This window comes from Rubrimonas cliftonensis, assembly GCF_900107585.1.
Lineage (GTDB): Bacteria > Pseudomonadota > Alphaproteobacteria > Rhodobacterales > Rhodobacteraceae > Rubrimonas > Rubrimonas cliftonensis.
Genome location: NZ_FNQM01000029.1, coordinates 1 through 22,296, shown reverse-complemented (window position 1 = coordinate 22,296; position 22,296 = coordinate 1). Strand labels below are relative to the sequence as shown.

Below are 22,296 nucleotides of genomic sequence, written 5' to 3'. Positions count from 1 at the left end.
AGCAGGAATCGCGACGCTCATCGTTCGAGGCCCCTGTCCTGGCTCGGCCGGCGGGGCGCGCGGGCGGCGTCGACGCGTCGCCGCTCCTCCGCGGCCTGCAGCACCGCGTCGAGGCTTTCAGGGCGACGGGCGGCGTCGCGGTCGCGCTCGCGCGGCCGGCTCGGCTCCGGTCGAAGCCTGGTGGCATTCTCGGACCGTTCGGGGACTCGCTTCGCGGTCGGCTCCGGCGTCCGGCCCGCGAAGAGCGCAGCGGCGGAGTCGAGCGCCGGTTCGGCGCGTCGCGGCTCGACCCGCAGGCTTCGCAGCGCCTCGCTCAGACGTTCCGCCAGACGCGCCGCCACACCGAGCTCGCGGGCGACGGTCTGATCGGCTACCCGCGCAGCTTCTGACGCGTCGAGCGCCGACATCTTGACGCCGGCGCGTCCGGCCAGCGCCTTGCGCAGCTCGGCGAGATCGTCAGTGACGAGGGCGCCGTTGGCCCGGGCGCGCGACAGGGCGACGTAGAAGCTCGACGCATTGATGAGGTTGATGCGGTGCGACTCGGCGTGGATCAGCACGCGTTCGGCGGTGCGCCCCTGCGCGCTGTGCGCGGTCTGGGCGTAGCCGTGCCGCCAGTGTCCGGCGTCCGCGGCGTCCATGCCGATGACGCGGACGCGCTTGTCGGCGAAGGCGATGGCGGCGGTCCGCGCGGCGGGATCGACCTCGACCACGCGGCCTTCGAGACCGTTGCGCAGGCCGAGCCGGGCGTCGTTGCGCGTCCAGACGATGCGATCGCCCGCGCGCAGCTCGCCCGTCTCGCGGGCGAACACCTCCGCCTTGGCGGCTCCCTTCTCGGCCGGCCGCCACAGCACCGTGGCGTCCGCGGGCGTTCGGAGCGCGACGACGCCGTCGCCCTGCCGAACCTCGACCACGGTCAGGTAGTCGTCTTTCGCGACGGCGACGCCGTCGAACCGGTAGCCGCGCTGGAAGCGCACCGTGTCGCCGGGCGCGTAGGAGAAGACGAACCGCTTCTCGACGGTCGTGAGCCCCTTGCTCTCAAGCCGCGGGGCGGCGAGCGCCGGGCCGGACAGCGTTCCCTCGGCGGCGAGCCCCTCGCGGATCGCGGCGTTGATGCGGGCCCGGCCCGCGCGGCTCGGCTCGATGAGGATCGTGGCGGCGCGCTCGGCGGGCGAAAGCGCGAGCCAAGCCGAAGCCAGCGCAGTCAGACGCGCGTCGGCGTCCTTGTCGACGATGAGCGCGCCCCCGCCGCCCGCGAAGTACCCGGTGGCGCGCGCAGCGTCGCCGGTCGCGGCCTGCTCCACGGCCTGGCGCAAGGCGGCGTCCGTCTGACGCACGATGCGCTCCAGCACGGCGGTCTGCATGCCGGCCTCCTGCATCTGCCGGAACGCGGCCCCCGCCTCGACCGAGCCGAGCTGACGGACGTCGCCGACGAGCACCACGCGGGCCTTCTGCGCCGTCGCCGCGTCGAGCAGCGACCGCAGCTTCGCGGTCGACAGCATCGAGGCCTCGTCGACGATCCAGATCGGCTCGGCGTAGCCCCAGCGGTTCTGGATCGGCCGGGTCACCCCGGATTTCAGCTCGGCGAGATGCCGGTCGACGGTGCGCCCTTCGAGTCCGAGCGCCTGCGCCAGCGTCTCGGCGGCGCTCGCCGTGGGGGCCAGCGCATGCAAGTCCTTGCCCAGCCGACGCGCCTCGGCGGCGTAGGTCGCAAGCACGGTGCTGGTTTTCGCGGTGCCGGCCAGGCCCTGTACGGCGACGACACTGTTGCGGGTGGTAAGCAGCGCAATAGTCGCTGCGCGCTGATCCTCGGTCCACGCGTGCCGCGGTTCCTTCGCCGATGCGGCCGCCCTCGCGATGGCGCGACCGGCAAGCTGCGGGCTTGCGAGCCGCGCCACGGCGCCCCGGCCGGCGGCCTCGGCGGCGATCAGGGCGCGCTCCTCGGCGCGCAGCGCCTCGGTGGTCAGCCCCTCCTTCTCCATGTCGACGCGCGCCAGCCGGTCGGCCTCGACGACGCGACGGGCGAGCGCGCCGCCGCGGCTCATGGCGTCGGTGAGCGCGCCGGCGAGGTCGGCGTCGGTGGCGCGGCCGACGGCGATCTTGCCCGCGAGCCCCATCAGCCGGTCCACCGAGAAGGCGGCGTCACGCTCGGCGAGAGCCGCCGTCGCCTCGCGCAACACGTCTGCCGCAGCGACGGTTCGCGCCGCGCCTTCGTGGGATCGCGCGGCCTTGGGGCCGGCGCGTTCCGCGGCGGCGCGCAGTCCGTCGAGTGCGCCGAGCGCGCGGCCGTCCAGTCGGGCGCGCCACCGTTGCGGCTCAGCGGTCCGCTCGCCGGCGCTCTTGGCGCGGCGCGTGGCGAGCGTCGCCGCGTCGGCGTCCTTGGCGGTGCCGAGCCCGTCGCCCTTGCCGAGCGCATCGAGCCGCGCCTCGATCTCGGCGCGCCGCGTCGAGAAGGCCGCGATCGTCTGGGATGTCACGCCGCGGATTTCGAAGCCGCCGTTCGGGGTGACGTCGATAGCGTAGCCGAGCCGTTGCACCCGTAGCGCCAGCTCCTGCCGGTAGCGCAGGCCGATCGCCATCTTGGCGTCGTAGAGCGCGCGGCTGTCGATGCTGCGCCAACCCCGTTCGGTCGGCGTGGCGTTCGCGACCACGGCGTGGGTGTGGAGCTGCGGGTCGCGGTTGCGGCTCAGATCGTGCCGGAACAGCGCGACGACGAGCGCGCCGGTCGGCTCGCGAACGATGCGTCCGTCGTTCTTGACGCGCGTCGCCGCGAGATCGCGCTCGACGGTCTCCAGCGCCGCCTTCACCGCTGCGTCATGCGCCGCGAGAAGCCGCGTGTCGCCCGCCACCTCAGCCAGGATCGAGACGGATTTCGGCGCGCTGAAGGTCAGGTCCCAGCCGGCCTTGTGCTTCCAGGCGCCCTGCTGGGCGAAGCCGAGGCGCTCGTGGACGCCGGGCAGACGGCCCTCCAGCACCGCCTCGAACGCGCCCCGCTCGACGCGGCCGGCGAGCCCGAGCCGCTCAGCACCGGCGCCCCACCAGGCCGACGGGCTGTCGGCGTCGCGCGTATAGTAGTCGTCGCGGTTGAAGTAGCCCGACGCCCCCGCGGCGCTGGTGACGGCGCCGATCGAGAGCATCAGCGTGCGCTCCCTGGAGGCGTCGCCCGCGTCACGTCAGGTCCTCCGATCGCCGCGGCTGGCGCGGCGCGAGGTCGTCGCTGAACAGGCTCGGCGTTTCGCCGGACGGCGCCGCCGGCCCGCGGCGCGGGGGCGTGGCGGGGGCGGTCGGCGTCGCGGCGCGGGCCAGATCGCCGAGCGGTGGGCGCGGCATCGCAGGCGGTTTTGGCGGCTCGGTCGCGGATGCGTCGGTGGCGACCGGCGTGAGAGGCGGCGCTGCAGACGATGCGACAGGCTCTCGCACCGGCGCCGCCGCCGCTTCCTTCGGGTCGACGTCGGCGGGCTTTCGCCCTGCTGACGGCGCTTCCGTCCGGCGCGGTCGCGGCGTCGCTTCCGCCGTGGGGCCGCCGCGCGGCGACGCTGGCCGCCCCGTTCGCGCGCCGCCTGGGCCGCCCCCGGAAGGCGCCGCGGCGTCGTCCTCGGCGCGCCCGGCTAGGGTGCGCGCGATCTGCCCGGTGGCCACCGCGTCCTCGCCTTCGGGCATCGGACTCCAGCCTTTGCGGTCGAGCGCGTGGAAGATCGTCTGCTCCGCCGGCCGCGGCTCCAGCGCCTTGGCGAGCGGCGGCGGCGCATCGGTGCGCGCGTCGAAGCGCAGCTGGATGCGCCCCACCGGCCAGTTGCCCGGCAGCGTCAGGTAGCAGTGCAGGTCGGGCTGGCGCGCGATGTCACCCGCCATGACGATCGGCTCGGTGGTGCGGTGAGGCGAGAGCTGCGCGCCGTCCATGGTCTGCGAGGTGCCGTAGCGGATGCTTTCGCCGACATGCTCGATCACCGCCGAGCCGATCGCGTCCTCGCACCATTTCGCCGTGCGCGGCTCGGGCAAGCGGAAGAAGGCCTTGGTGTTAAGGAGCGACATCAACACCTCGGCGCGGTCGGGGCCGTAGTTCTGGCGCAGCTGGCCCATGTTCTGGACGCCGGCGACGACGCACGCCCCGTACTTGCGGCCCTCGGTCAGCAACGGCTGAAGCGAGGGAAGCTCCTGCAGCGCCTGCAACTCGTCGAGCATGAACCAGATGCGCCGCGCCTCGTTGGGCGGAAGGCTCATGATCGTGTCGGCCACCGCGTCGAGCCAGAGCGACAGCATCGGCCGCACCGCCTGCAACTGGCGTTGGTCGGACGCGATGAAGAGCCAGGGCGCGCCCTTGCGCCTCAGCCGCTGCGTGGCGTCGCGATGGCGCTCGGCGAGCGTGGCGAGGATCGCGGGCTTGGCTGCGTCCTGCGCCGTCCAGTGCGCCTCGATGGCGTCGCGCTCGGCCTCCCACCAGGCCGTGAAGGCCTCGCCGTCATGGGGCGCCGCCATGCCGTCGGGCAGCAGCGGGAAGGTGAGCGAGGCGCGCTGCACCAGCCGGAACGCGCGCCGCAGGTCGCCGATGGCGAGCAGCCGCCGCGCCGCCAGCGCCTCCTCGTGTTCGCGCTCGAAGCGCGAGCGGATGTCTGCGAGCGCGCGGCCCGGATCGCTCTCGAGCCGCGCCACCGTGTCGGTGATGAAGTCGCGCACCGAGAAGTCGCCGCGCCCGCCCGAGCCGATCGGCAGGAAGCGCAGCGCCTGCGTGTAGACTGCGGCCGTAGCGTCGACGTCGTGGCCGGAGCGATGCTCGCCGCGGTAGTGCTTGGCGGCCGACGTGCCCTCCAGCAGTTCCGCCTTCTGCTCCTTGTCCCAGACCAGCGCCGCCTCGAGCAGCCCCATGAGCGAGCGCTCGCGCATGTTCCAGATCCGCGTCAGCAGCGTAGCGAAGAGGTCCTGCGCGGCCGTGTGGAAGAAGTTGTTGTCGCCCTGGGTCGAGGGGATCAGCGCCTTGGCGATGCGGTAGGCGTCGGCGATCGAGCGCATTTCGGCCCATGGGCTCCAGGGCGGAGAGCGCGCGTCGAGCGGGTTCAGCAGCACGTCGCCGCGCTCGGCGTCGAAGAACTCGGCGGTGAAGTCGCCGACCTTGTCGAACACAACCGCCATCTCGCCGCGCCGCCGAACCTCGCGCAGCCAGCGCTTGATCAGCACCGACTTCCCGGTCCCCGGCGTGCCGAGCGCGACGAAAGCGCGGTTCAGCGTCGCCTCGGGCATCGCCACGGGGCCGATGGTGAAGCGCGACACGCGCGTCGTGCGCCGCACGATCCGCGCGAGTTCACTGCCGTCAACGACGCGCTGGCCGCGCGCGAGCAGGTCCGCCGTGGCGGTGCGTCCGCGCCGCTTGGCGGCGACGAATATCACCGCGGAGAGCGGCCCGGCGAGCAGCACGAACACCAGCACGCCGATGGCGATCACGTCGCGCGTCGCACGCCACGCTGCCGCGTGCCATGGGTCGCGCAGGATCCGCGCCGACGGCCAGTTCTGCCAGCCGCTGTCGGTGAGCACCGGCACCGCTTGCAGCTCGACGCCGACGAGGCCCGTGAGCGCCTGCGCGAAGAGGTAGCGGAAGGCGCCGAACAGCACCTGTTGGTCGAGCGCGAACCAGGTCCAGGTCGCGACGCCCACGAAGCCGATGAGGCCGAGGACCTTGGCCATCAGCGCGAGGGAGCGCGCCTGCAGCTGCGCCTGCAGGCGGAAGATGTCGAAGCCGCGGGCGAAGGCGTCGCCCATCAGCGGGCGGCGATAGATCGGCAAGGGCATGGGCGCGGGCTCCGGCTCGATGGGGTCAAGCGACGCCGGCGGCGGCGTCGGGCGGCGTTGCGGCCTCGCGGGCGAGGATCAGCGCGCTTGCCGAGCCAGGCGTGGCGACAGCCTCGGCCATCTGTTGCGCCTGAAGATCGACCACGTCGAAGAGCCGCTTAAGGTGCTTCTCCTGCAGCGCCTCGACGCGTGCGGCGAGCTCGGCGGCCGCGCCGTCGCCGCGCGTCTCGGCGACGATTGCGAGCCCTTGAAGCGTCGCTTGCGCTGCGCAGAAGTGCTCGAGGAAGCGCGCGAAGGCCTCCATCTGGAGCACGTGGAAGGTCTCGATGCGCGCCACGCGCGGACCCGTCTCGCAGGCCGCGAGCGCCTCCAGCGTCGGTCGGGCGCGCGCGTCGAGCGCCTCGACGAGGCGCCGGATGTCGCCGATGCCGGCCGCCAGCGCGTCGAGCCGCTGCGCGAGGGCGGCCTGCGCGGCATCCGCGCGCCGCCGTTCCGACGCGATGGCGATGGCGAGCCGCACGCCCTCGACCACCGTGTCGGCCTTCGGCAGCCGCGCGATCTCGTCGACGCGGAGCTTGACGGTGGTGACGCCGCGCGCGCTCTCGCCCATCGCTCAGCTCGCGATCCGCGCGCCGTCCACGTCGCGCGACGGCGACGCAGGCGGGTGCATGTGCAGCTTCAGCATCACCGTGTCGAAGGCCTGGGCGTGGAACGCGGTGGCGAGCGCGCCGAGGATCATCGCCGCCCCGCGGGACGCGCCGACATGGCGGGCGAGATGGGTCAGCCGCGCATGAGCCTTCGCCGAGATGCGGGCCGAGACGCGCTGCCGCGGCGGCGGTCGGCGAGAGCCCCTCAGGCTGGGACGCTGAATGACGCGGGGCTCCCCGGCCCCTCGGATGAGCGTCCTGAGCGCTATGGTGCTGGCTGGCTCGGGACTTTCGCGGGGCGCCACGGGGCGATGCGTGCGCAGGATGTCGTCGAGCAGAACCTCGATCGACAGGGCGTCGCTGTGCTCGAGCACCGCTTCCAGCAGCAGGGCGGCCTTCGAACAGACGCCGCGCGGCGACCACAGGTCGTCGATCCGATCGATGATCCACGGGTCGACGCGGGTCGAGACATGGATTTTTTCTTGTCCGGTCCTTGAAAGCCCTTCACGCATGGGTCGCATCCTTCAGTCGAGCCGTGCGAGGACGGCCTGTTAACTGAGATGACGCGATAGTATAGGTATCTCCACTTCACTCGAAGTTGTGGACGCACTGCCGAAAACTCTGCGAATTCTCGGAAGTCATTGAGAAATTGTGACTTTCGGGCTCCTATGGACTGTCCGCATAGGATGCGACAGCCTGCCGCAGTTTAGCTGGATCGGTGGTCTCGCTCCACTGCGAATCGTGAGTATTCCCCGGGGAGTGCGCCGCCGTCCTGTTCGGGTCTTACAGCGAGCGTCGCCCATTTCAGCGACAGCTCAGGCGTTTCGTGGGAGGCGTATTCTCCGGAGAGCGTCGAAAGCCTCCCCGGGGAATACAGTCGAACACGCCAGAAAACTCGTATCCGTTGTTTCTGCTCTTTTTTCCGGAGGTGCGTCGGGTGTGTAGCCTTCACTTAGGGGCCCCGCTCGTCGGGGTATCGTCGCGATGGCTAGGGGAGGGCTTCAGGCCGGGGCCGCCGCAAGTAAATCGGCCGCGCAAGCCAAGGGGCGGTGGGAGCCCATGTCGGTCTTGGCCGACGGCTTCGCAGACGTCGCGGAGGCGAGCTCGCGGTCCCGATGCCGCCGGCTGGCGCCGAGGCGGCTACGCCGATCGCTTGGGTCGGCCGCCCTTCTTGCCGTTCTCTCGCGCGGCGGCCGCCTTCCGGGCGGTCGACGTGGCGCCCGCGATCCGGGCCAGTTCGCGCACGGTCCAGTCCTTCGTGCCGAACACGCCCGCGACGAGCGCGGGCACGTAGAGGTCCACGTCGAGGCGCGGCCAGCGCAGATTGAAGCCGAGACCGTCGACCTCGATCTCGGCCAGCGCTTCGGCCGGCGCGCCGCAGAGGTCCTCGACCCGCTCCGGCGGGAAGGCGTAGGCGCAACCGCCGACGAGTTCAACGACGATGCGGCCCGACGCAGCGTCCCGGCGCGCCGACATGGCGCGCGGCTCGCTCGCCATCAGCGCGCGGCCTCGCGCTTCGGCGGCGTCGATTTGGGCGTCAGTCAACTCGGCCATGGATCCGCTCCCATTGCTGCAACATGTCGTCCCGCCGCCGCTCGACCTCGAGGAGAAGCTTCCGCAGATCGCTGCGCTTGATGCCGACGCTGTAGACCAGCTCCGGCGCGCCGGCCGGTCCCAGCAGGTTGATCTTTGCCTGACCCGGCCCTGTCACGTGGACATGGGCCGGCTCGTGGTCGGCGGTGTAGATCACGAACCTGAAACCGTGGGCGCGATGGACGACGACCATGGGCGTCAATAACCCATCAGATCGGTTTTTTCCAGTGGCGCGCCGCGCGAGTTGCCTTGCGAGAGGGACACCCACCCGCCCGGGCGGAGACCCGGCCTCGGGGCTCCGTTCATGGGTGGCCAGGCGCCCCGGACGCGAGGCCGGGGCGCTCGCCAGCATCGGGCGCCCGATGAGACGCCGCATGGGACCACGGGAATCGTTCCTCTTCTGTTCCTAACGCGCTATCCCGCCAGTCATGACCCGAAAGACATACGTCCCGGAGATTCTCGCGCCGCGTTACGCGCTGCGGGTCGACGACTTCGGACCCGACCATGTGCTGCACGTCCGCTGCGAGGCCTGCGCCAGGGTCGTACTAATCGACGCTGGCGAACTGCGGCGGTCCTTCGACGCGTGCCAGCGGATCGTGGTGCTGGCGGAGCGGCTGCGCTGCGCCCGCTGCGCGGCCCCGACGCCGCTCAGTTGGTCGGTCTACCGGCGGGTTCCGACACCAGAGAGTTGACGGTGTGGTCTCCGCATGTGGCGATGTTGAGCGAGGATGACTATAATCGTGGTCGCGCTTCCGGGGTTGCGGCGATCGTGGCTGTCGTCGCTGTCGTGACTGTCGCGAGCACGCGCAAGGGAGACGCGCCATGCCGAAGCGCAACGTCGATCCAACCGATGAGCAGAACGCGTTCGTCGCGGAGCCGGTAACCTGGGACGCCTGCCAGAAGGCGAGCAAAGCCATGCGAGCGCTGCGGCAGCGCCGCTCCAAGGTCGCGCTGAAGCTAGAGGCGCGGCGTGCGCAGGTCGCGGTCGGCCTCGCCGATCTTCAGCGGGGGTCCGCCACTGAGGTCGGCGAAGCCGAACTCGACGCCTTCCTCGACGGCCTCGCCGCTCCCGTGGCGCTGCGTGTCGATCGTCGCCCAGACTGAGATCGCAACGGCGCTGGGGAGAGCGATGGCGAGCACGGACGGGCATCAGGACGCGCCGCTCGTGCGGCGCGCCCCGTCGGGCAGTCAGGCCATGTGCCGCGCGGCGGCGGCCGGGACGTCGAGCTGCCGCGCCAGCCAGTCGGGGAGCGTCTGGCTCCCGTCGTCCTCGTCGTCGAAGAGCGCGAGGTCGTCGGCCTCGTCGGCGGCGCGGGCCAGCGCGGCCTCGGCGCCGGTGTAGCGGCGGGTGACGACGCGCTCGCCGGCGTCGTCGAGGATCCAGAGCAGGGCGTCGTAGGCGTCGGTGCGAAGGGCGGTCATGTCGGCTGCCTCCTTGAGGGTGATCCACGCCGCACACGCGCGTCGTGGCGCCTGCCCCCCGCCGCGCCCTGCTCATGGGGTCAGGGATCGGCGCGCCCGCGCGCCGACGCGCTTGCGCGCAAGCCGACGGCGAAGTTTTTTTCTCGGGCGCGACGGTGATCCCGGTTGGGCGCTCTCGGGATCGGCGCCCCGCTCGCGGCCTGGCGCGCGGGTCGGAAAAAAACTTCGGCGGCGGCGCAGTCCTTGACGCCATGGGCGGGGGGTGGCCGCCGGTCCCGCCAGCGGGCCGCCCGACGGGCGGCCGCGTCGCGGGACCGGCTGGCAGCGCCACGGCGGGTGTGTGCGGAGAGGTGATGCGCGGCGACCAGCCGCGCATGCCGCCCGCGGAGGTCAGGCGGCGCGCTTGCGCGACGCCGTGCTCCGGCCGCGAACACTGGGGCCGGCACGGCCCCGGTTCGCGATCGGGGAGACCGCAGCGCCCGACGGGGGATGAGGCCCGCGGCGGCGCGCCGCCCGCGGGCCGACCCCCCGTCGGCCCCGATCACGGCCCGAGGCCGTCGATCGAGCGGGTCGCGGCCCTCGATGGGCCGCGGGACGCTCCCTGACGCCGCAGCGAGCGATGACGCCCGGCGCGGAGGCCGGGCGCCCAAGGACGCTCTCGTGGGGCGTTCGCGTCGTCAGGCGACGGCGCGGGCGGTCGGGCTCGCGGCGCCGACCCGCCAGACCGCGATCCGCTTGGCGGCCGCCTTCTGGATCAGGTTGAGCGAAACGCCGGTGAGCGGGTGGGCGGCGTCCTCGAAGACCACGACCCCGGCGGGGGCGAGCGCCAGCGCCTCGTCGATAGCCTTGAAGGCCGTCTGCTTGCCAAGGCTCCAGTTCATCGCAACCGTGATCTGGGGCGTGCCGCGCAGCGCCGCCCACTTGCGGGCGACGAGCTCGGCGCCGGGAGCGCCCTTGGTCACCAGCACCATGTCGGGCTTGCGGCTGCGCAGCTTGTCGAGGGCGGCGAACACCGCGTCGACGTCGGTCCACTTGGCCGGCCCGCTGACCACGAAGCGCGGTCCTTCGGGGTTGAGGTCGGCGGCGCGCTTGTCGCGGGCGGCCGTCAGCATCGCCCGCGCGTCGATCTGGGCGGCGGTCACGCCATGCCCGGCGCGCGAGCCCGACCGCGGCAGCCAGGGCTCGCCCGTCGCGTTCGCGTAGGCCTCGGCGGCCGCCTCGCGGAAGGTGGCGAGCGCCTCGCGGCACTCCTCCATCCGCGCCTGGGCGGTCATGGCGGTCTGCAGCTCGACGTCCTTGACCTCCGTACCGTCCTGCTCGGCGATCAACGTGCGGATCACCGCGGCGTTGTCGTCGGCCTTGCGGTCGAGGCGCTCGATCTCGCGGTGGATCGCGTTGACCACGCCCCAGCCGACGCCGGGCAGGTGGCGCTCGAGCCCCGCCTCGCTCAGCGCCTCGAGCAGGGCGGCGACGGCCGGACCCGCGAGGGCGGCGATGGCGTCGTGGTCGGCGATCGGGGCGACGTAGTCCTCGCCGGTCATGCCGTAGCTCTCGATGTCGTCGTAGATGCTCATCGTGGGTCTCCCTCGGACGCGAGCGTGCACCGCGCACGGTCTTCCTGCTGTCCGTGGAGGTCCCGGACGAAGGGGAGGCGGTCGGGTCAGGACCCATGAAACAATTGGTGACGTCCCGTCACGAATTGTTTCATGCCGCAGGCGGAAAACCCGAAGACGACAGGCGGTCCGCCGCGTGCGGCGGATCGGGTTTTCCGGGTCTTGAGGCGGCTGTCTCCCCCCTCCGTATCATCCGCACTTAGGATAGCCTGGGAGGGCGTGCGTGCGTGCGGAACATCAGCCCGCGCCACCACCCCCGCACCGCAGCCGACGGAGGAACCCGGCGGGCGGCGATGAAGCGGCGGGAGGGCCGCCCTTGGGGCGGTCCGACCGGAGCGCAATCGTCGCCGGGGGGCCGTCGTGCGAGGACGGGGTGGAAGCGGGCGGGCCGCCGGGCGCCACGCCGCGCGACTGCGCGCGCGCCGCTGGCGGCGCTGGGCGCGGCTGAGGCCATCGAAGCCGGCCGCGGCGCGGGACCCCTCGATGGGGTTCTGCGTCGCCCCTTCGCCGACGCATCCAGGAAGGTCGATGGTCGCGCCGGCGTCCGTCTTGGCCGATCGCAGGAATGCGAAAGGCGCCCGGCTTTCGCCGGACGCCTCAGGGTCGTCGTGGTGATGGCGCTGTCGGTGATCGACGGTGCGACCGTCAGGCCGCGTCCGGCCCGGCGAACTCGGGACCGGCCGCCGCGATGCGGCCGCGGCCGCGCGCGGGACGCTCGGGCGCCCCGATGCGCGCGACCTCGTCCTCGAGACCGGCGAAGGCCTCCTCCGTGGCGGCCAGCGGCTCGGCCGTGCGGACCGCGCCCGCGAAGCTGTCGCCGCCCGGCGCGCCCCGGCCGTCGCCCGGCCGGTTCCAGATGATGGCGTAGACGTCCGGGTCGTCCTGTCCGGCCATCACGCCGAGCGTGGCGTAGATCGGCGCGGCGAGCTCGGGATAGTCGATCTTCACCGAGACGTAGGTTCCCTGGCCGTCGGCGCGGGTCTTGATCCAGGCCGCGCCCATCTCGAAGCGCCCGCCGTGATCGCCGGCGCCGAAGACGCGGTAGTCGGGGGCCGTCGCGCTGGGCTTCGGGCCGACCGGCTGGAACAGCGTCCGGCCGGTGTAGGACTTCAGGTTGAGGGTGCCGAGGAACGAGCCGTCGGACCGCTTGGTCAGGGCGCCGATGGTGGACATGGCGGATGCCTTTCGTGCTGAGGGGGTTGGATTTCTTGCGAGCGGAGCGCCGCTCGCCGCCGAGAGGCGGGACTCGACCTTTCGCCGTCGTCCCCTGAGCCTGCGGCGCGTCGCTCCGGGCGGGTCGTCGCCGCCCGGAGCCGAGGCCGCGTCATGCCGCCGGGCGCAGCGCCGCGAAGGGGTCGCCGCCGGGCGCCGCCGCGCGGCCGTCGACGGGGCGGTTCCAGATCACCGCGTGGACGTCGGGATCGTCCTGCCCGGCCATCACGCCGAGTGTCGCGTAGATCGGCGCCGGCAGCTCCGGGAAGTCGAGCTTGACCGAGACGTAGGTGCCCTGGCCGTCGGCGCGGGCCTTGATCCAGGCGGCGCCCAACTCGAAGCGCCCGCCCTGGGCGCTGGCGCCGAAAATGCGGAAATCGGGTGCAGCGGCGCTGCGCTTGGCGCCGTCGGGCTGGAAGAAGGCGCGGCCGGCGTAGGACTTGAGGGCGAGCGCGCCGAGGTAGGAGCCGTCGGGGCGCTTGGTCAGGGTGCCGATGGTGGCCATGGTGTCGGGTCCTTGCGCTGGAGGATGAGCTTTCTTGCGAGCGGCCATCCGCTCGCTTCGAAGGCGCAGCCTTTGCTTGGGGTCATCGCCACAGCCTTGGACGGCGGCGACGGGCGTCCCCCCGCGATGCGCCCCGCCCGGCAGCGCCCTGCAGTTTTGGAATGCCGCGCGGGGCGCGATGCGGCGGTTCGCGGCCGGACCGAGCGGGCCGCTTGCATTTTTCGCCCGAGTCGCAGACATGTTCCGTCGCGCGCGGCGACGGTTTCAGATGGGGGAAACCGTGGCGAAAACACCTCTGCCGGAAGGCAAGCTGGTCCTCGCCCGAGAACGGATCTATCCAGCGGGCGTGCGGCGGCATGTTTTGGCTGTGCTGTCGGAGCTGCGCGATCTGGCCTCGAGCGCGCCGGAGCGACTTCGCCACCGTCAGAAATTTGCCGATCCGGCTCTCGGTGAATACTCGCCATACGGGTGGATCGAGCATGTTCTGGAGCGCCGCTTCCTCGCGGCGTCGCCGCGGCGCGAGCACATGCATCAATGGGTGCAGACCGGGGCCATGCATTTCCTCGGCGAGGCGGCGATGCGTCTGACCGACTTCCGGCCGATCGTGATCCCGTTCCTGTTCGATCAGGCGCTGGCGCGCGGCGTCGGCTATCTCACGCGCGCCGCCACCACGCCGGAGGAGCTGGCGCGCGTCGCTGCCGCCGCGGCGGCGGAGGTCGAGGCGGCGCCGGACGACTGCGTGTTCGCGGCGATCCTGACGCCGCCCTTGCCGGAATACTGGGAACCGGAGAGCTGGCCGAAATTCGTGACGCTGGTCGATGTCGACGAGGAACGCTGAGGATGCGACGGCTGGATCGCCTCGTCTTCGCCCGCGAGTGGGTTGTTCGCGGCGGCGCCATCGACGCGAGATCGGTCCCGGCTTGCCGCGTGCGACAGCGCGCGCCCCGGGACGCCGACGGGAGTGGTGGGCGCGACGGTGAACCGCGCGCCGTTTCGGCGCGCGCGCAGGGCATCGCTGGTTCCGCCAGTGTCGGCTGAGAAGATCTGTGGTCCGCGCCAGCTTCGCGCGCAGTGCGGCGCTGCCGTATATCTCGATTGACGGAGTGCGGCATTGCCGTATATAAGATGACCGAGACGAAGCCGCTCCAAGCCTTGATCGCGACGCCGACTTTCGAGGCGCAGGCTCGAAGGGCTGGGGTTTCGGAAGAAGAGATGAAGGAAATCTGCGACGTCATCGCGGGCGACCCGCAGGCCGGCGACCTGATCTCCGGGACTGGCGGCGCCAGAAAGCTCCGTCACCGAAGGGCGGGAATTGGCAAGAGCGGCGGATATCGCACGATACACTACTGGGGCGGCGATGACGTTCCGGTCTTCCTGCTCGCCATCTATGGCAAGTCGCAGAAGGACAATCTGTCGAAGGAAGAGCGGAACACGCTGAAGAAGATCCTCCCGCTTCTGGCAGACGCCTATCGGGAGAGCGTCAGGAATGCGATCCGAGGCGCATAGCGCCGCAAGGCGGGAGGGAGGGCGAGGAATGGCGAGCTTTGGCGAGGAGTTGATCCAGAGCGCCCGCGAGGCGCTGGAGATCGCGCAGGGCAAGGCGACGCCCGCTTTCGTCCATGTGCCGGACGAGGTGGACGTGGCTGCGATCCGCAAGCGCAAGAACATGTCCCAGGAGCGGTTCGCCCGGACGTTCGGGCTCGCCGCGTCGGCCGTGCGCGACTGGGAGCAGAGGCGTCGCGCGCCGGACCGAACCGCCCGGGTCCTGCTCATGGTGATCGACCGCAACCCCGAAGCGGTCTGCGCATCGCTCGACGCCGCCGCCCAGTAGGCGGCCGAAGGCTGGGGCCGCGTCGCGCCTGCCTTCGATATCCGACAGCTCCGCCACCCTTGTTTCGGCTGGGCCCTCCCGCCCGCGTGATCCCCGGTCTCGACCGCGCGAAGGCCCGTGCGCCCTCGCGCATTTTGCGCTACCTTCCACCCGTGCGCGCAGCGGCGGTCCGTTCCCCGAACGGAGCCCCCGATGTTCGACGCCCTCCTCGCGCAGCCCGGCGTCCGGCGCCTGCGCAGCCTCTACCGCCGCCACGCCAATCCTTCCGGCGCCGCGCTCGCGGCGGCGATCGCCGCCGCGGCGGCGGCGGTGCTCTACGCGCTCGGCGATATGTCCGAGCTCGCCGAGCGCCGCGCGGCGGCCGAGCCCGCCGCCTTCTCGCAGGCCTATGCGCTTGCGACCGACGATGCCGCGGCTGCGGGCGCCGGCGTCTTGTCGGGCGTGCTCGACGACGGCTGGCTGTTCCTGCGGCGCGAGGCGGCGCCCGAGCTCGCCGCCCGCGTGCCCGATCTGGCGGCCGACATAGTCAGCCGCCTCTTCGTCGAGGCCGTGGTGCCGCTCTCGGACGCCGGTCCGCGCGCGAGCCTCGCCTCGGTGCTCGGCGGGCTCTTCAGCCTCGCGCTCGTGGCGATCATGGGCCGCTACATGATGACCATGACCGGGCTCGGCCGGTCGATCGGCGAGGCGCTCTACGTCGACGAGATCGAGACGCGCTTCGCCGATGTCGCCGGCGCCGCCGAGGCGGTTCGCGATCTGGGCGAGCTCGCACGGATGATTCGCGGCGAGCTCTCCTACGGCGCGCTCGGCGCGCGCACGCCGAAGGGCGTGCTGCTGGTCGGCCCGCCCGGCACCGGCAAGACCCTGCTCGCGCGGGCGACCGCGGGCGAGGCGCGGGTGAACTTCATCGCCTGCGCGGGGAGCGATTTCGGCGGCATGCTGGTGGGCCAGGGCGCGCGCGACGTGGGCCAGCTCGTGGCGCGCGCGCGGCGCATGGCGCCCTGCATCGTGTTCATCGACGAGATCGACGCCGTCGGGAAGGCGCGCGGCAAGGTCTCCCACACCGACTACGAGACCACGCTGACCAAGCTCCTCGCCGAGATGGACGGCGTGACTGCGGCGGGCGGGGTGTACTTCCTGGCCGCCACCAACCACGCCGCGGCGCTCGACCCGGCGCTGGTGCGCCCGGGCCGCTTCGACCGGGTGATCCGCGTGCCGCTGCCCGATCTCGCCGCCCGCAAGAAACTGCTCGCGCTCCACGCCCGCGGCCTCGCGCTCGCGCCCGACGCCGAGCTCGGCGACATCGCGCGGCTCGCGCACGGTTTCTCGGGCGCGCAGCTTGCGGCGCTCGCCAACGAGGCGGCGATACAGGCCGGCCGCGCCGGAGCGAGCGCGGTCGCGCGCGAGCATTTCGAGCGGGCGCTGATGAAGCTCTCGATCGGCGAGCGCGTGGAAGGCGCGCCGCTCGCGCCCGCCGACCGCCGCCTCGTCGCCTACCACGAGGCCGGTCACGCCTTGCTTGCGCTGAGCGACCCCGCCGCTCCGCCCGTCGATCGGGTGACCATCGTCCCGCATGGCGAGGCGCTCGGCCATGTCGCCACGCGTCCGCCCGAGGACGTCCGCGTCATGGCGGAGGCGGCTCTGCGCAGCCGGCTGCGCTGTCTTGCAGGCGGCCGGGCCGGCGAGATCGTCGGCTGCGGCGAGGGCGCGCGCTCCACGCTGGCGGCGGCCGATGTGGCCGAGGTCTCGCGCCTCGCGCTCGAGATGGCGGGCCGCTGGGCCATGGCCGAACCGGAGGAATTCTTCGCGGCGCCCGAGCCGGGTCCGCTCGAAGGCCCGGCCGAGGCGACGCTCGCGCGGGCGCGGGCCATCGCCGCGCAGGCGCTGCGCGAGGCCGTCGCGCGGCTCGGCGAACGCGCGGCCGCGCTGCACGCCATGGCGGCCGCGCTGGAGGCGCGCGAGACGCTGTCCGGCGAGGAGGCGCTCGCCATCGTGGCGGACGCCGAGGCGCACGGGGCGGTCGCGCCGCCGCCGACGCGGGCGGCGTCATGACCAAAGTTGCGACGGGCCAGGGCGCCGACGAAAATTTCTTGCGCGCACCCCTTGAGGTTGTGCGACCTGTGGATAACTTTGCGTCGTGTGGAGTTCTGCCTGCCCGCGCCCCGAGCGGTGCCGAGTTGGGGGCGTGGACCATGCTCGAAGGTCAGAGTCTCGAGGGTGATGTCAGCTTCAGCGACATCATCCTCTATCTGAAGCTCTTTCGCCATTCGCTGGCGCCGCCGGCGGATCTGCCGCGGTTGATCTGGGGGATGCCGCTCGACACCAGACGGCGCCCTCTCGAGTTCCCGGTGCTGACGCCGGCTGAGGTCGCGCCGGGCTGGCAAGCGCTCCCGATCGAGACGCGTGTCGCCCTCGCCCGCACCGCCCTCGATCTCGGCGTGCATCCGCTGGCGCTCGGGCGCTTCCTCGGAGCCCGTGAGACGGCGCTGATCGCAGCCCTCCGAAGGCAGAGGTCACAGGTTCGAATCCTGTCGGGTGCGCCACCCGAGACATCCCCTGAGAACCGGCCTGTGACGTCCTGGCGCAACCAACGGGGTCATCGACAGGGCCTCCGTCTGCCGAGGAGGGCCCGTTTCGCCGCCGGACGCCGGCTTCAGCCGGATGGGAGACGGCGATCACGGCGGACTCATGGCGAGCCGCTGAGAGCGAGGGGTGTTTCGAGGCGCCCGGTTTCCGCTTTAACGACCCTTGGCGCGTCCGCCATCCGGAGCGCTTTGCGACCCGACTGGATCGGCCAGCGACAAGCGAACCGCGACAAGGCGATGGCGTGGAGCGGCGGATCTGACGCAGTCAGATCGAACACCGCTCCAAGACCCGCTTGATCAGGGAGCGGCGCGTCGCCGTGACGGCGCCTCGGTCAGCCAGCCGACGCATCCCGCGCCCCGCGAGCACCTCGGCGGCCCGCCTTGCGGCTTAGGGGCTCAGCGCCGCGCGGACCGCGCTCCGGGCGCATCCCGCGGTCAGCCCGGCGTCCCTGCGCCGCGGTTCTTCAGCGCGTCAGCCGCGGATACCATGGCGCCTCCGGCTCCTCGACGCCGGCGGGCTGATCCTGCTTGACCTCGCGGTGCACCGGCGGCTCCATCGACGTCACGTTGGCGTCGCGCCCGCGGATGAGGCTCTGCGCGCGGACGATCTCGCGATAGGTCATGTTCAGCGCCATCGCCTACTCCCACGAGGGCAGGATCAGCGGCGCGACGTCACCGCGGATCAGCGCCGCCTTCTCGTCGGAGAGCGTTCTGTCCGCCTCCAGCCATTTTTCGATCAGTTCGGCGTCGGCGCGGAGCTGGTCGCCCTCGCCGTGGGCGCGCAGGAGATCGGGCATGCCCGAGATCGCCTTCTGGCTCCAATGGCGCCAGCCGCCGCGGAGCGCCTCCGCGCCGAACTTGCGCGGGAAGACGAGCGCGTCGTCGTCGTTCATGCCGATGCCGCCATGACGGCCCATGCAGAACACCGTCTCCTCGAAACTCTGCAGGCGCAGCGCAGCGGCCTCGTCCTCGATGGCCCCCTGCAGCCGCCAGCCCGCGCCGTTCGAGATCCCGGTCTCGTCGCCGAAGAAGAGCGCGATGCGATCGGGAAACGCGTTGCGTTCGTTGCGTTCCCTGGCCCCGGCGAGAGCGCCCTCCTGTCGGTCGTAATAGGTCTGCCAGCGGGTCTTGCGCATGTACCGGACTTCCTTCATCCGCGCGGCCATGCGGATCGCGCCGGCGTCGGCATCGATGTGGCGGACGGTGTGCAGGAACCCGACGCCGAGCGGATAGAGCCCGGCGGCGAGGGCGCCTCCTCGACAAGCAGGGCCCCCGCGCGGCCCGCCCAGCGCATGGTGACGCCCTTGAGCGTGGCGAAGACGACGCGCGGCGCGGTCCCGAGCGCGCCGTCGCGGTCGAGATCGACGCCCATCGCCGCCTTGTCGGTCGGCGGAACGGGGATGTCGGCGCGCTTGATCAGCGCCTCGACGATGGCGAGGTTGGTCTTGTGGACATGGAGGCTCTGTCGCCCCTGCGCGTCCTCGAGATAGGCGGCCGGCAAGCGGATGAGCACGTCGTCGGGCGAGCCGTTGGTCGGCCAGAAGGTTCCCGGCGGCGGCTGGCAGGCGAAGGCGCGCCAGCCGGTGAGGCGCCCCTCCGGTGTGCGGTCGAAACCCTCCTCGGCGAAGCCGTAGAAGCAGTCGGGCAAATGGCCCGGCCAGGCGCCGTGGCCGTCCACGTCCCAGGCGGCGGGCGGGTCGGCGAGGATGGCGGCCAGCGCCGGACGGCCGAAGTCGTCGAAATAGTTGTCCTCGCGCACCCAGTCGCAGATCTCGTCGAAGTCTGTCGCGGCCACCACGGCGCCGCGGTTGACGAAGAGATTGGTCCAGGGGTTCCTCAGCCACGGGGCAGGATAGGAGTAGGCGAGCTGGAGATTCTGGTCGTTGATGTAATGCGGCTCGCGCGAGCGCACATGACAGGTCTGGCAAGGGTGTGCGCGACGCCCATCGCGTCGATCGTCCTCGTGTAGCACTGCTACGGGATGCAGGCGGTCGGGTTCGTCAGCAGGGTCGACCTCAGATCGACCGCCCCCGCCGACGAAGCCCCGGCCAGGAGCGCACTCAGCACTTTTCGCAGCATCGCGTCGCTCCGCGTCATGGGCGGTTGCCGAACGCGGGGCCCGACGAGCCAAGCCCCGTGCAGGTAGGGAATGTCAGTTCGACAGCGCCGGGAACGGCCCGATCTAGCCGACATGGCCGCGGGCGTCGGCGGAGTGTTCATCGGAGCCCAGATGCGTCGTCCACCGCGTGACCGCGCCAGCGCAGGGCGCCCGGAGCCCGCCATAGGCCGAGCTGTCGACCGGCTTGGTCGAAACCGCCTTGAGGGCGCCGTCGGCGGAGCGGACCAAATCGCCCTGACGGTCTTTCAGCGCGGCAAAGACGCCGTCGCCGATGCGGTCGCCCGAGGACGCGAGCACGGTGTAGCCGATCGGATACTCCGTGCCGTTGATCGTCACCGAGCTGGTGGCGATGACCTGGCGTTTGGCGGCGTCATCCGCGGCGATCGGAACCGGTGCGAAGGCGATCTCGCCGGCCTGCGCGAGGGCCGGGAGGGTCGCAAGCGCGCTGGCGAACAGCAGCCTCCTGCGGCGGGTCATGGACGCATCCTTTCTAGATGATGTCGATCATTCCGATCACCTCCGAACCATGATGCTTCCGCGACAGGGCGGCGCTGTCCTTCGTCGCAGCGCGGACGCAGTCCCGCGTCGCCGATCCTCGCTCCTCCCGAAAGCAATGGGGTGGACGCGCCAAGACGGCGGCGGGTGCGCCAAGGGCGTAAGAAATGTGGGGGGTGGGCACGAATTTGGCGGCTTAGCCGGAATGCGCTGATCGCATTCAATGGCGGATGAGAGCGGCTTCCGCCTGAACCGCTTCAGCCCTCGACTGACCCGCGCCGTCCGCGTTGCTCGCCGAGCGCGGCGCCGGTTCGGTCGGAGGCGTCGCCGGACGTCGTGAAGGCGACGCCCGGCGCGGGCCGGATCACCCCTGCGCCGGAAGTGTCCGGCGCCGACAACCTCGGAGACGGCCCATGCCGATCAGACGCCTTTTCGCCGTCGCCATCGTCGCCCTCGCGCCTTTCGGCGCCGGTGCCGTGACGGTCTCGCTCGACCTCGGGCGGTCGGCCGATCTCCTGCAGAACCTCCCCGTCTTCGAGGTCACCTTCAATAGCGGCGCGCCGATCTCCTTCGGCGGCGGCCTCGTCACCGCCAGCGCCTTCGCCACGGACGGCGGCCGCGTCGTCGACACGCGCCTTCGGGTGCGCACGATCGACGGCGTGTCGATCAACTCGGGCCTGCGCGGGCAACCGTCCAATCAGGCTGATTTCGTGGACACGACGGAGTTCCTGCGCTTCGACTTCGCAAGGCCGGCGACCATGGTCTCGGTCGGGTTCAGCGCCGCCAGCAATTTCAACGGGAACAACACCGTCGGGGACCGGATCGTCGAGCTTTTCTCGCCGCAGGGAACCCTCCTGTCCCGCGTCGCGCAAACCGGTATTGGCGGCGTCTTCAACCTTGGCGGCGGACTGCCCCTCGATACGATGATCGGCTCGCTGATCCTCCGACCCAACGGGGACGGGTTCAGGGTCTCCAGCCTCGGGTTCACGCTGCAGCCTGAACCGGTCACGGCGCAGCCGGACCCCGAGCCGCCGGTCGGGCCGGTCCCGGAGGTCGCGCCGGTCCCGCTGCCGGCCGCTGCGCCGCTCCTGCTGGCGGCGCTGGCCGGATTGGGCCTCCTCTCGCGCCGTTCGCGCAGCCGAGGCGGCGCCGACCCGGCCTGACCTGCGCCCCCGGGCGATGGATGTCGCGCCGGGTCCCTGGCGGTCGCGTCCCGGCCGATGGGGTAGCTGACCGGCGGCGCCGCCCTCCGCACGCGCGCCGTCACAGCGCGACGCGCCGATGGACGACGCCGGCGCCGACAGGCGGGGCTGGATGGCCATTCCACGCCGGCGACGGGCCAGGCGCGCCGGGTCGTGTCGGATTGGCCGGGGCGCGACCCGTGGCGCTCCGGCGTCGCGGGCGCTGGCCGCGGTCAGGCCCCGCCCGACGGCGAGGCGATCGGCAGTTCGCCCGAACCGTCGAACATCTCGCGCACGTTCACGGTCGAGTGCACCCCGATCACGTCGAAGTTCTCGGCGAGCCAGCGCTCCGCGGTCTCGCGGCCGACTTCGAACAGCCAGTTCAGGAACGGCCATTCGACATTGAGCTTGGTCGAGGCGTCTAGCTTGCGCAGGCGCTTGCGCGACGAGATGACGTGGATGTGCATGCGCCGGTAGTTCTCGGCGCTGAGATGGCCGGCCTCGAGCATGCGCTTGACGAAATCTATCGCCCGCAGTTCGTGCAGGAGCGGGCTGTTGAACGTGATCTCGGTGATGCGGTTGAGGATTTCAGGGGCCGTGGACGGCGAGTCCTCGCGCACGATGGGGTTCAGCTGCACGATCAGGATGTCGTCCGCCGGGCTGCTTTCGAAGAAGGGAAACAGGACCGGGTTGCCGCTGTAGCCGCCGTCCCAATAGGGCTCGCCGTCGATCATCACCGCCTGGTGCAGCAGCGGCAGGCAGGCCGACGCCATCAGCACGTCCGCTGACAGCTCGTGGCGCCGGAAGACCCGCGCGCGGCCTGTGCGCACATGCGTCGCGGTGATGAAGAGATCGACCTCGCGCGCAGTGCGCAGACGGTCGAAGTCCAACGAGCGCGCGAGCACGTCGCGCAACGGATTGATGTTCAGCGGATTGCGCTCATAGGGCGAGAGAATGCGGTTGACGAAGTCGAACATGGCGTAGATCGGTGATTTCGCCAGCGACCAGTCACCGGTCATCCGCGCCATCGGCGCGCTGCGCAGCGGGCTCATCCGGGCGCTGTCGCTCACCGCCTTCCAGAAGTCGCGCAAAGCCTGGCGCGCGCCCTCGGCGCCGCCGCGATGCATCCCGTCGGCCAGCACCACCGCGTTCATCGCGCCGGCCGAGGTGCCCGAAATCGCCTCGATCCAGAGACGGTCCTCCTCGAGCAGCTTGTCCAGCACGGCTATGTTGCGCAAAGGTGGCTGGCGGAGGGATTCACGTCGCGAATCCAGCGTGATAGCCGGGGTGGATGAGCAAGCCGACACCCCCGACGTAC

The 22,296-nt window shown here is 71.8% G+C and carries 22 protein-coding genes; 7 read left to right on the top strand and 15 right to left on the bottom strand.

Annotated features, from left to right (window positions below):
- Positions 1 to 17 precede the first annotated feature (17 nt).
- From mobF to BLW43_RS20490, 6 genes are all read right to left on the bottom strand, one after another.
- The gene (gene mobF, locus BLW43_RS20515) at positions 18 to 3,134 is read right to left on the bottom strand and encodes a MobF family relaxase (RefSeq protein WP_093256331.1); all 3,117 of its coding nucleotides are present in this window, start codon (positions 3,132 to 3,134) and stop codon (positions 18 to 20) included.
- Between the two features lie 31 nt (positions 3,135 to 3,165).
- Entirely contained in the window at positions 3,166 to 5,778 is a 2,613-nt protein-coding gene (locus BLW43_RS20510) for a type IV secretion system DNA-binding domain-containing protein (RefSeq protein WP_093256330.1), read from the bottom strand.
- A gap of 25 nt (positions 5,779 to 5,803) precedes the next feature.
- Positions 5,804 to 6,388: a hypothetical protein gene (locus tag BLW43_RS20505; protein ID WP_093256328.1), complete on the bottom strand. Its 585-nt coding sequence runs from the start codon at positions 6,386 to 6,388 to the stop codon at positions 5,804 to 5,806.
- Between the two features lie 3 nt (positions 6,389 to 6,391).
- Positions 6,392 to 6,937, bottom strand: a complete 546-nt coding sequence (locus BLW43_RS20500; protein WP_093256326.1) for a hypothetical protein — start codon at positions 6,935 to 6,937, stop codon at positions 6,392 to 6,394.
- 628 nt (positions 6,938 to 7,565) lie between these two features.
- On the bottom strand, positions 7,566 to 7,979 hold the full coding sequence (locus BLW43_RS20495; protein ID WP_093256325.1) for a DUF2442 domain-containing protein: 414 nt from the start codon (positions 7,977 to 7,979) through the stop codon (positions 7,566 to 7,568).
- Positions 7,963 to 8,211 carry a DUF4160 domain-containing protein gene (locus tag BLW43_RS20490; RefSeq protein WP_093256323.1) on the bottom strand — a complete coding sequence of 83 codons (249 nt, stop codon included), beginning with the start codon at positions 8,209 to 8,211 and terminating at the stop codon, positions 7,963 to 7,965. Before BLW43_RS20490 ends, BLW43_RS20495 begins: the two co-directional genes overlap by 17 nt.
- Before the next feature lie 235 nt (positions 8,212 to 8,446).
- On the opposite strand from BLW43_RS20490, the gene BLW43_RS20485 reads away from it, so the two are divergent.
- Both BLW43_RS20485 and BLW43_RS20480 read left to right on the top strand, forming a co-directional pair.
- Entirely contained in the window at positions 8,447 to 8,710 is a 264-nt protein-coding gene (locus tag BLW43_RS20485; protein ID WP_093256321.1) for a hypothetical protein, read from the top strand.
- Positions 8,711 to 8,840: 130 nt separating this feature from the next.
- Positions 8,841 to 9,122 carry a hypothetical protein gene (locus BLW43_RS20480; RefSeq protein ID WP_093256319.1) on the top strand — a complete coding sequence of 94 codons (282 nt, stop codon included), beginning with the start codon at positions 8,841 to 8,843 and terminating at the stop codon, positions 9,120 to 9,122.
- An 84-nt stretch (positions 9,123 to 9,206) separates the two neighbouring features.
- Here BLW43_RS20480 and BLW43_RS20475 read toward each other — a convergent pair whose 3' ends face one another.
- The 4 genes from BLW43_RS20475 to BLW43_RS20460 all read right to left on the bottom strand — a co-directional run bounded on the left by BLW43_RS20475 (position 9,207) and on the right by BLW43_RS20460 (position 12,770).
- Positions 9,207 to 9,440, bottom strand: a complete 234-nt coding sequence (locus BLW43_RS20475; protein WP_093256318.1) for a hypothetical protein — start codon at positions 9,438 to 9,440, stop codon at positions 9,207 to 9,209.
- A gap of 677 nt (positions 9,441 to 10,117) precedes the next feature.
- Positions 10,118 to 11,014 (bottom strand): DUF2493 domain-containing protein, encoded by an 897-nt coding sequence (locus BLW43_RS20470; protein WP_093256316.1) that lies wholly within the window; start codon positions 11,012 to 11,014, stop codon positions 10,118 to 10,120.
- A 684-nt stretch (positions 11,015 to 11,698) separates the two neighbouring features.
- Positions 11,699 to 12,226: a DUF736 domain-containing protein gene (locus BLW43_RS20465; RefSeq protein ID WP_093256314.1), complete on the bottom strand. Its 528-nt coding sequence runs from the start codon at positions 12,224 to 12,226 to the stop codon at positions 11,699 to 11,701.
- A gap of 151 nt (positions 12,227 to 12,377) precedes the next feature.
- On the bottom strand, positions 12,378 to 12,770 hold the full coding sequence (locus BLW43_RS20460; RefSeq protein ID WP_093256312.1) for a DUF736 domain-containing protein: 393 nt from the start codon (positions 12,768 to 12,770) through the stop codon (positions 12,378 to 12,380).
- A gap of 238 nt (positions 12,771 to 13,008) precedes the next feature.
- On the opposite strand from BLW43_RS20460, the gene BLW43_RS20455 reads away from it, so the two are divergent.
- From BLW43_RS20455 to BLW43_RS20440, 4 genes are all read left to right on the top strand, one after another.
- Entirely contained in the window at positions 13,009 to 13,608 is a 600-nt protein-coding gene (locus tag BLW43_RS20455) for a hypothetical protein (RefSeq protein ID WP_139284171.1), read from the top strand.
- 287 nt (positions 13,609 to 13,895) lie between these two features.
- On the top strand, positions 13,896 to 14,276 hold the full coding sequence (locus BLW43_RS20450; protein WP_093256309.1) for a type II toxin-antitoxin system RelE/ParE family toxin: 381 nt from the start codon (positions 13,896 to 13,898) through the stop codon (positions 14,274 to 14,276).
- 28 nt (positions 14,277 to 14,304) lie between these two features.
- A complete protein-coding gene (locus BLW43_RS20445; protein WP_093256308.1) occupies positions 14,305 to 14,601 on the top strand; it encodes a helix-turn-helix domain-containing protein in 297 nt (98 codons plus the stop codon).
- A gap of 192 nt (positions 14,602 to 14,793) precedes the next feature.
- Entirely contained in the window at positions 14,794 to 16,650 is a 1,857-nt protein-coding gene (locus BLW43_RS20440) for an AAA family ATPase (RefSeq protein ID WP_093256307.1), read from the top strand.
- Positions 16,651 to 17,647: 997 nt separating this feature from the next.
- Here BLW43_RS20440 and BLW43_RS23760 read toward each other — a convergent pair.
- From BLW43_RS23760 to BLW43_RS20420, 4 genes are all read right to left on the bottom strand, one after another.
- The gene (locus tag BLW43_RS23760) at positions 17,648 to 17,818 is read right to left on the bottom strand and encodes a hypothetical protein (RefSeq protein WP_175479034.1); all 171 of its coding nucleotides are present in this window, start codon (positions 17,816 to 17,818) and stop codon (positions 17,648 to 17,650) included.
- Between the two features lie 3 nt (positions 17,819 to 17,821).
- Entirely contained in the window at positions 17,822 to 18,319 is a 498-nt protein-coding gene (locus BLW43_RS20430; RefSeq protein WP_139284170.1) for a hypothetical protein, read from the bottom strand.
- A 14-nt stretch (positions 18,320 to 18,333) separates the two neighbouring features.
- The gene (locus BLW43_RS20425) at positions 18,334 to 19,095 is read right to left on the bottom strand and encodes a hypothetical protein (RefSeq protein ID WP_093256305.1); all 762 of its coding nucleotides are present in this window, start codon (positions 19,093 to 19,095) and stop codon (positions 18,334 to 18,336) included.
- Between the two features lie 270 nt (positions 19,096 to 19,365).
- Positions 19,366 to 19,779: a hypothetical protein gene (locus BLW43_RS20420; protein WP_093256304.1), complete on the bottom strand. Its 414-nt coding sequence runs from the start codon at positions 19,777 to 19,779 to the stop codon at positions 19,366 to 19,368.
- Positions 19,780 to 20,210: 431 nt separating this feature from the next.
- Here BLW43_RS20420 and BLW43_RS20415 point away from each other — a divergent pair, with 431 nt between their 5' ends.
- Positions 20,211 to 20,960: a VPLPA-CTERM sorting domain-containing protein gene (locus BLW43_RS20415; protein WP_093256302.1), complete on the top strand. Its 750-nt coding sequence runs from the start codon at positions 20,211 to 20,213 to the stop codon at positions 20,958 to 20,960.
- Positions 20,961 to 21,211: 251 nt separating this feature from the next.
- Here the strand turns inward: BLW43_RS20415 and BLW43_RS20410 are convergent, their stop codons facing one another.
- Entirely contained in the window at positions 21,212 to 22,201 is a 990-nt protein-coding gene (locus BLW43_RS20410) for a patatin-like phospholipase family protein (RefSeq protein WP_093256300.1), read from the bottom strand.
- Between the last annotated feature and the right edge of the window lie 95 nt (positions 22,202 to 22,296).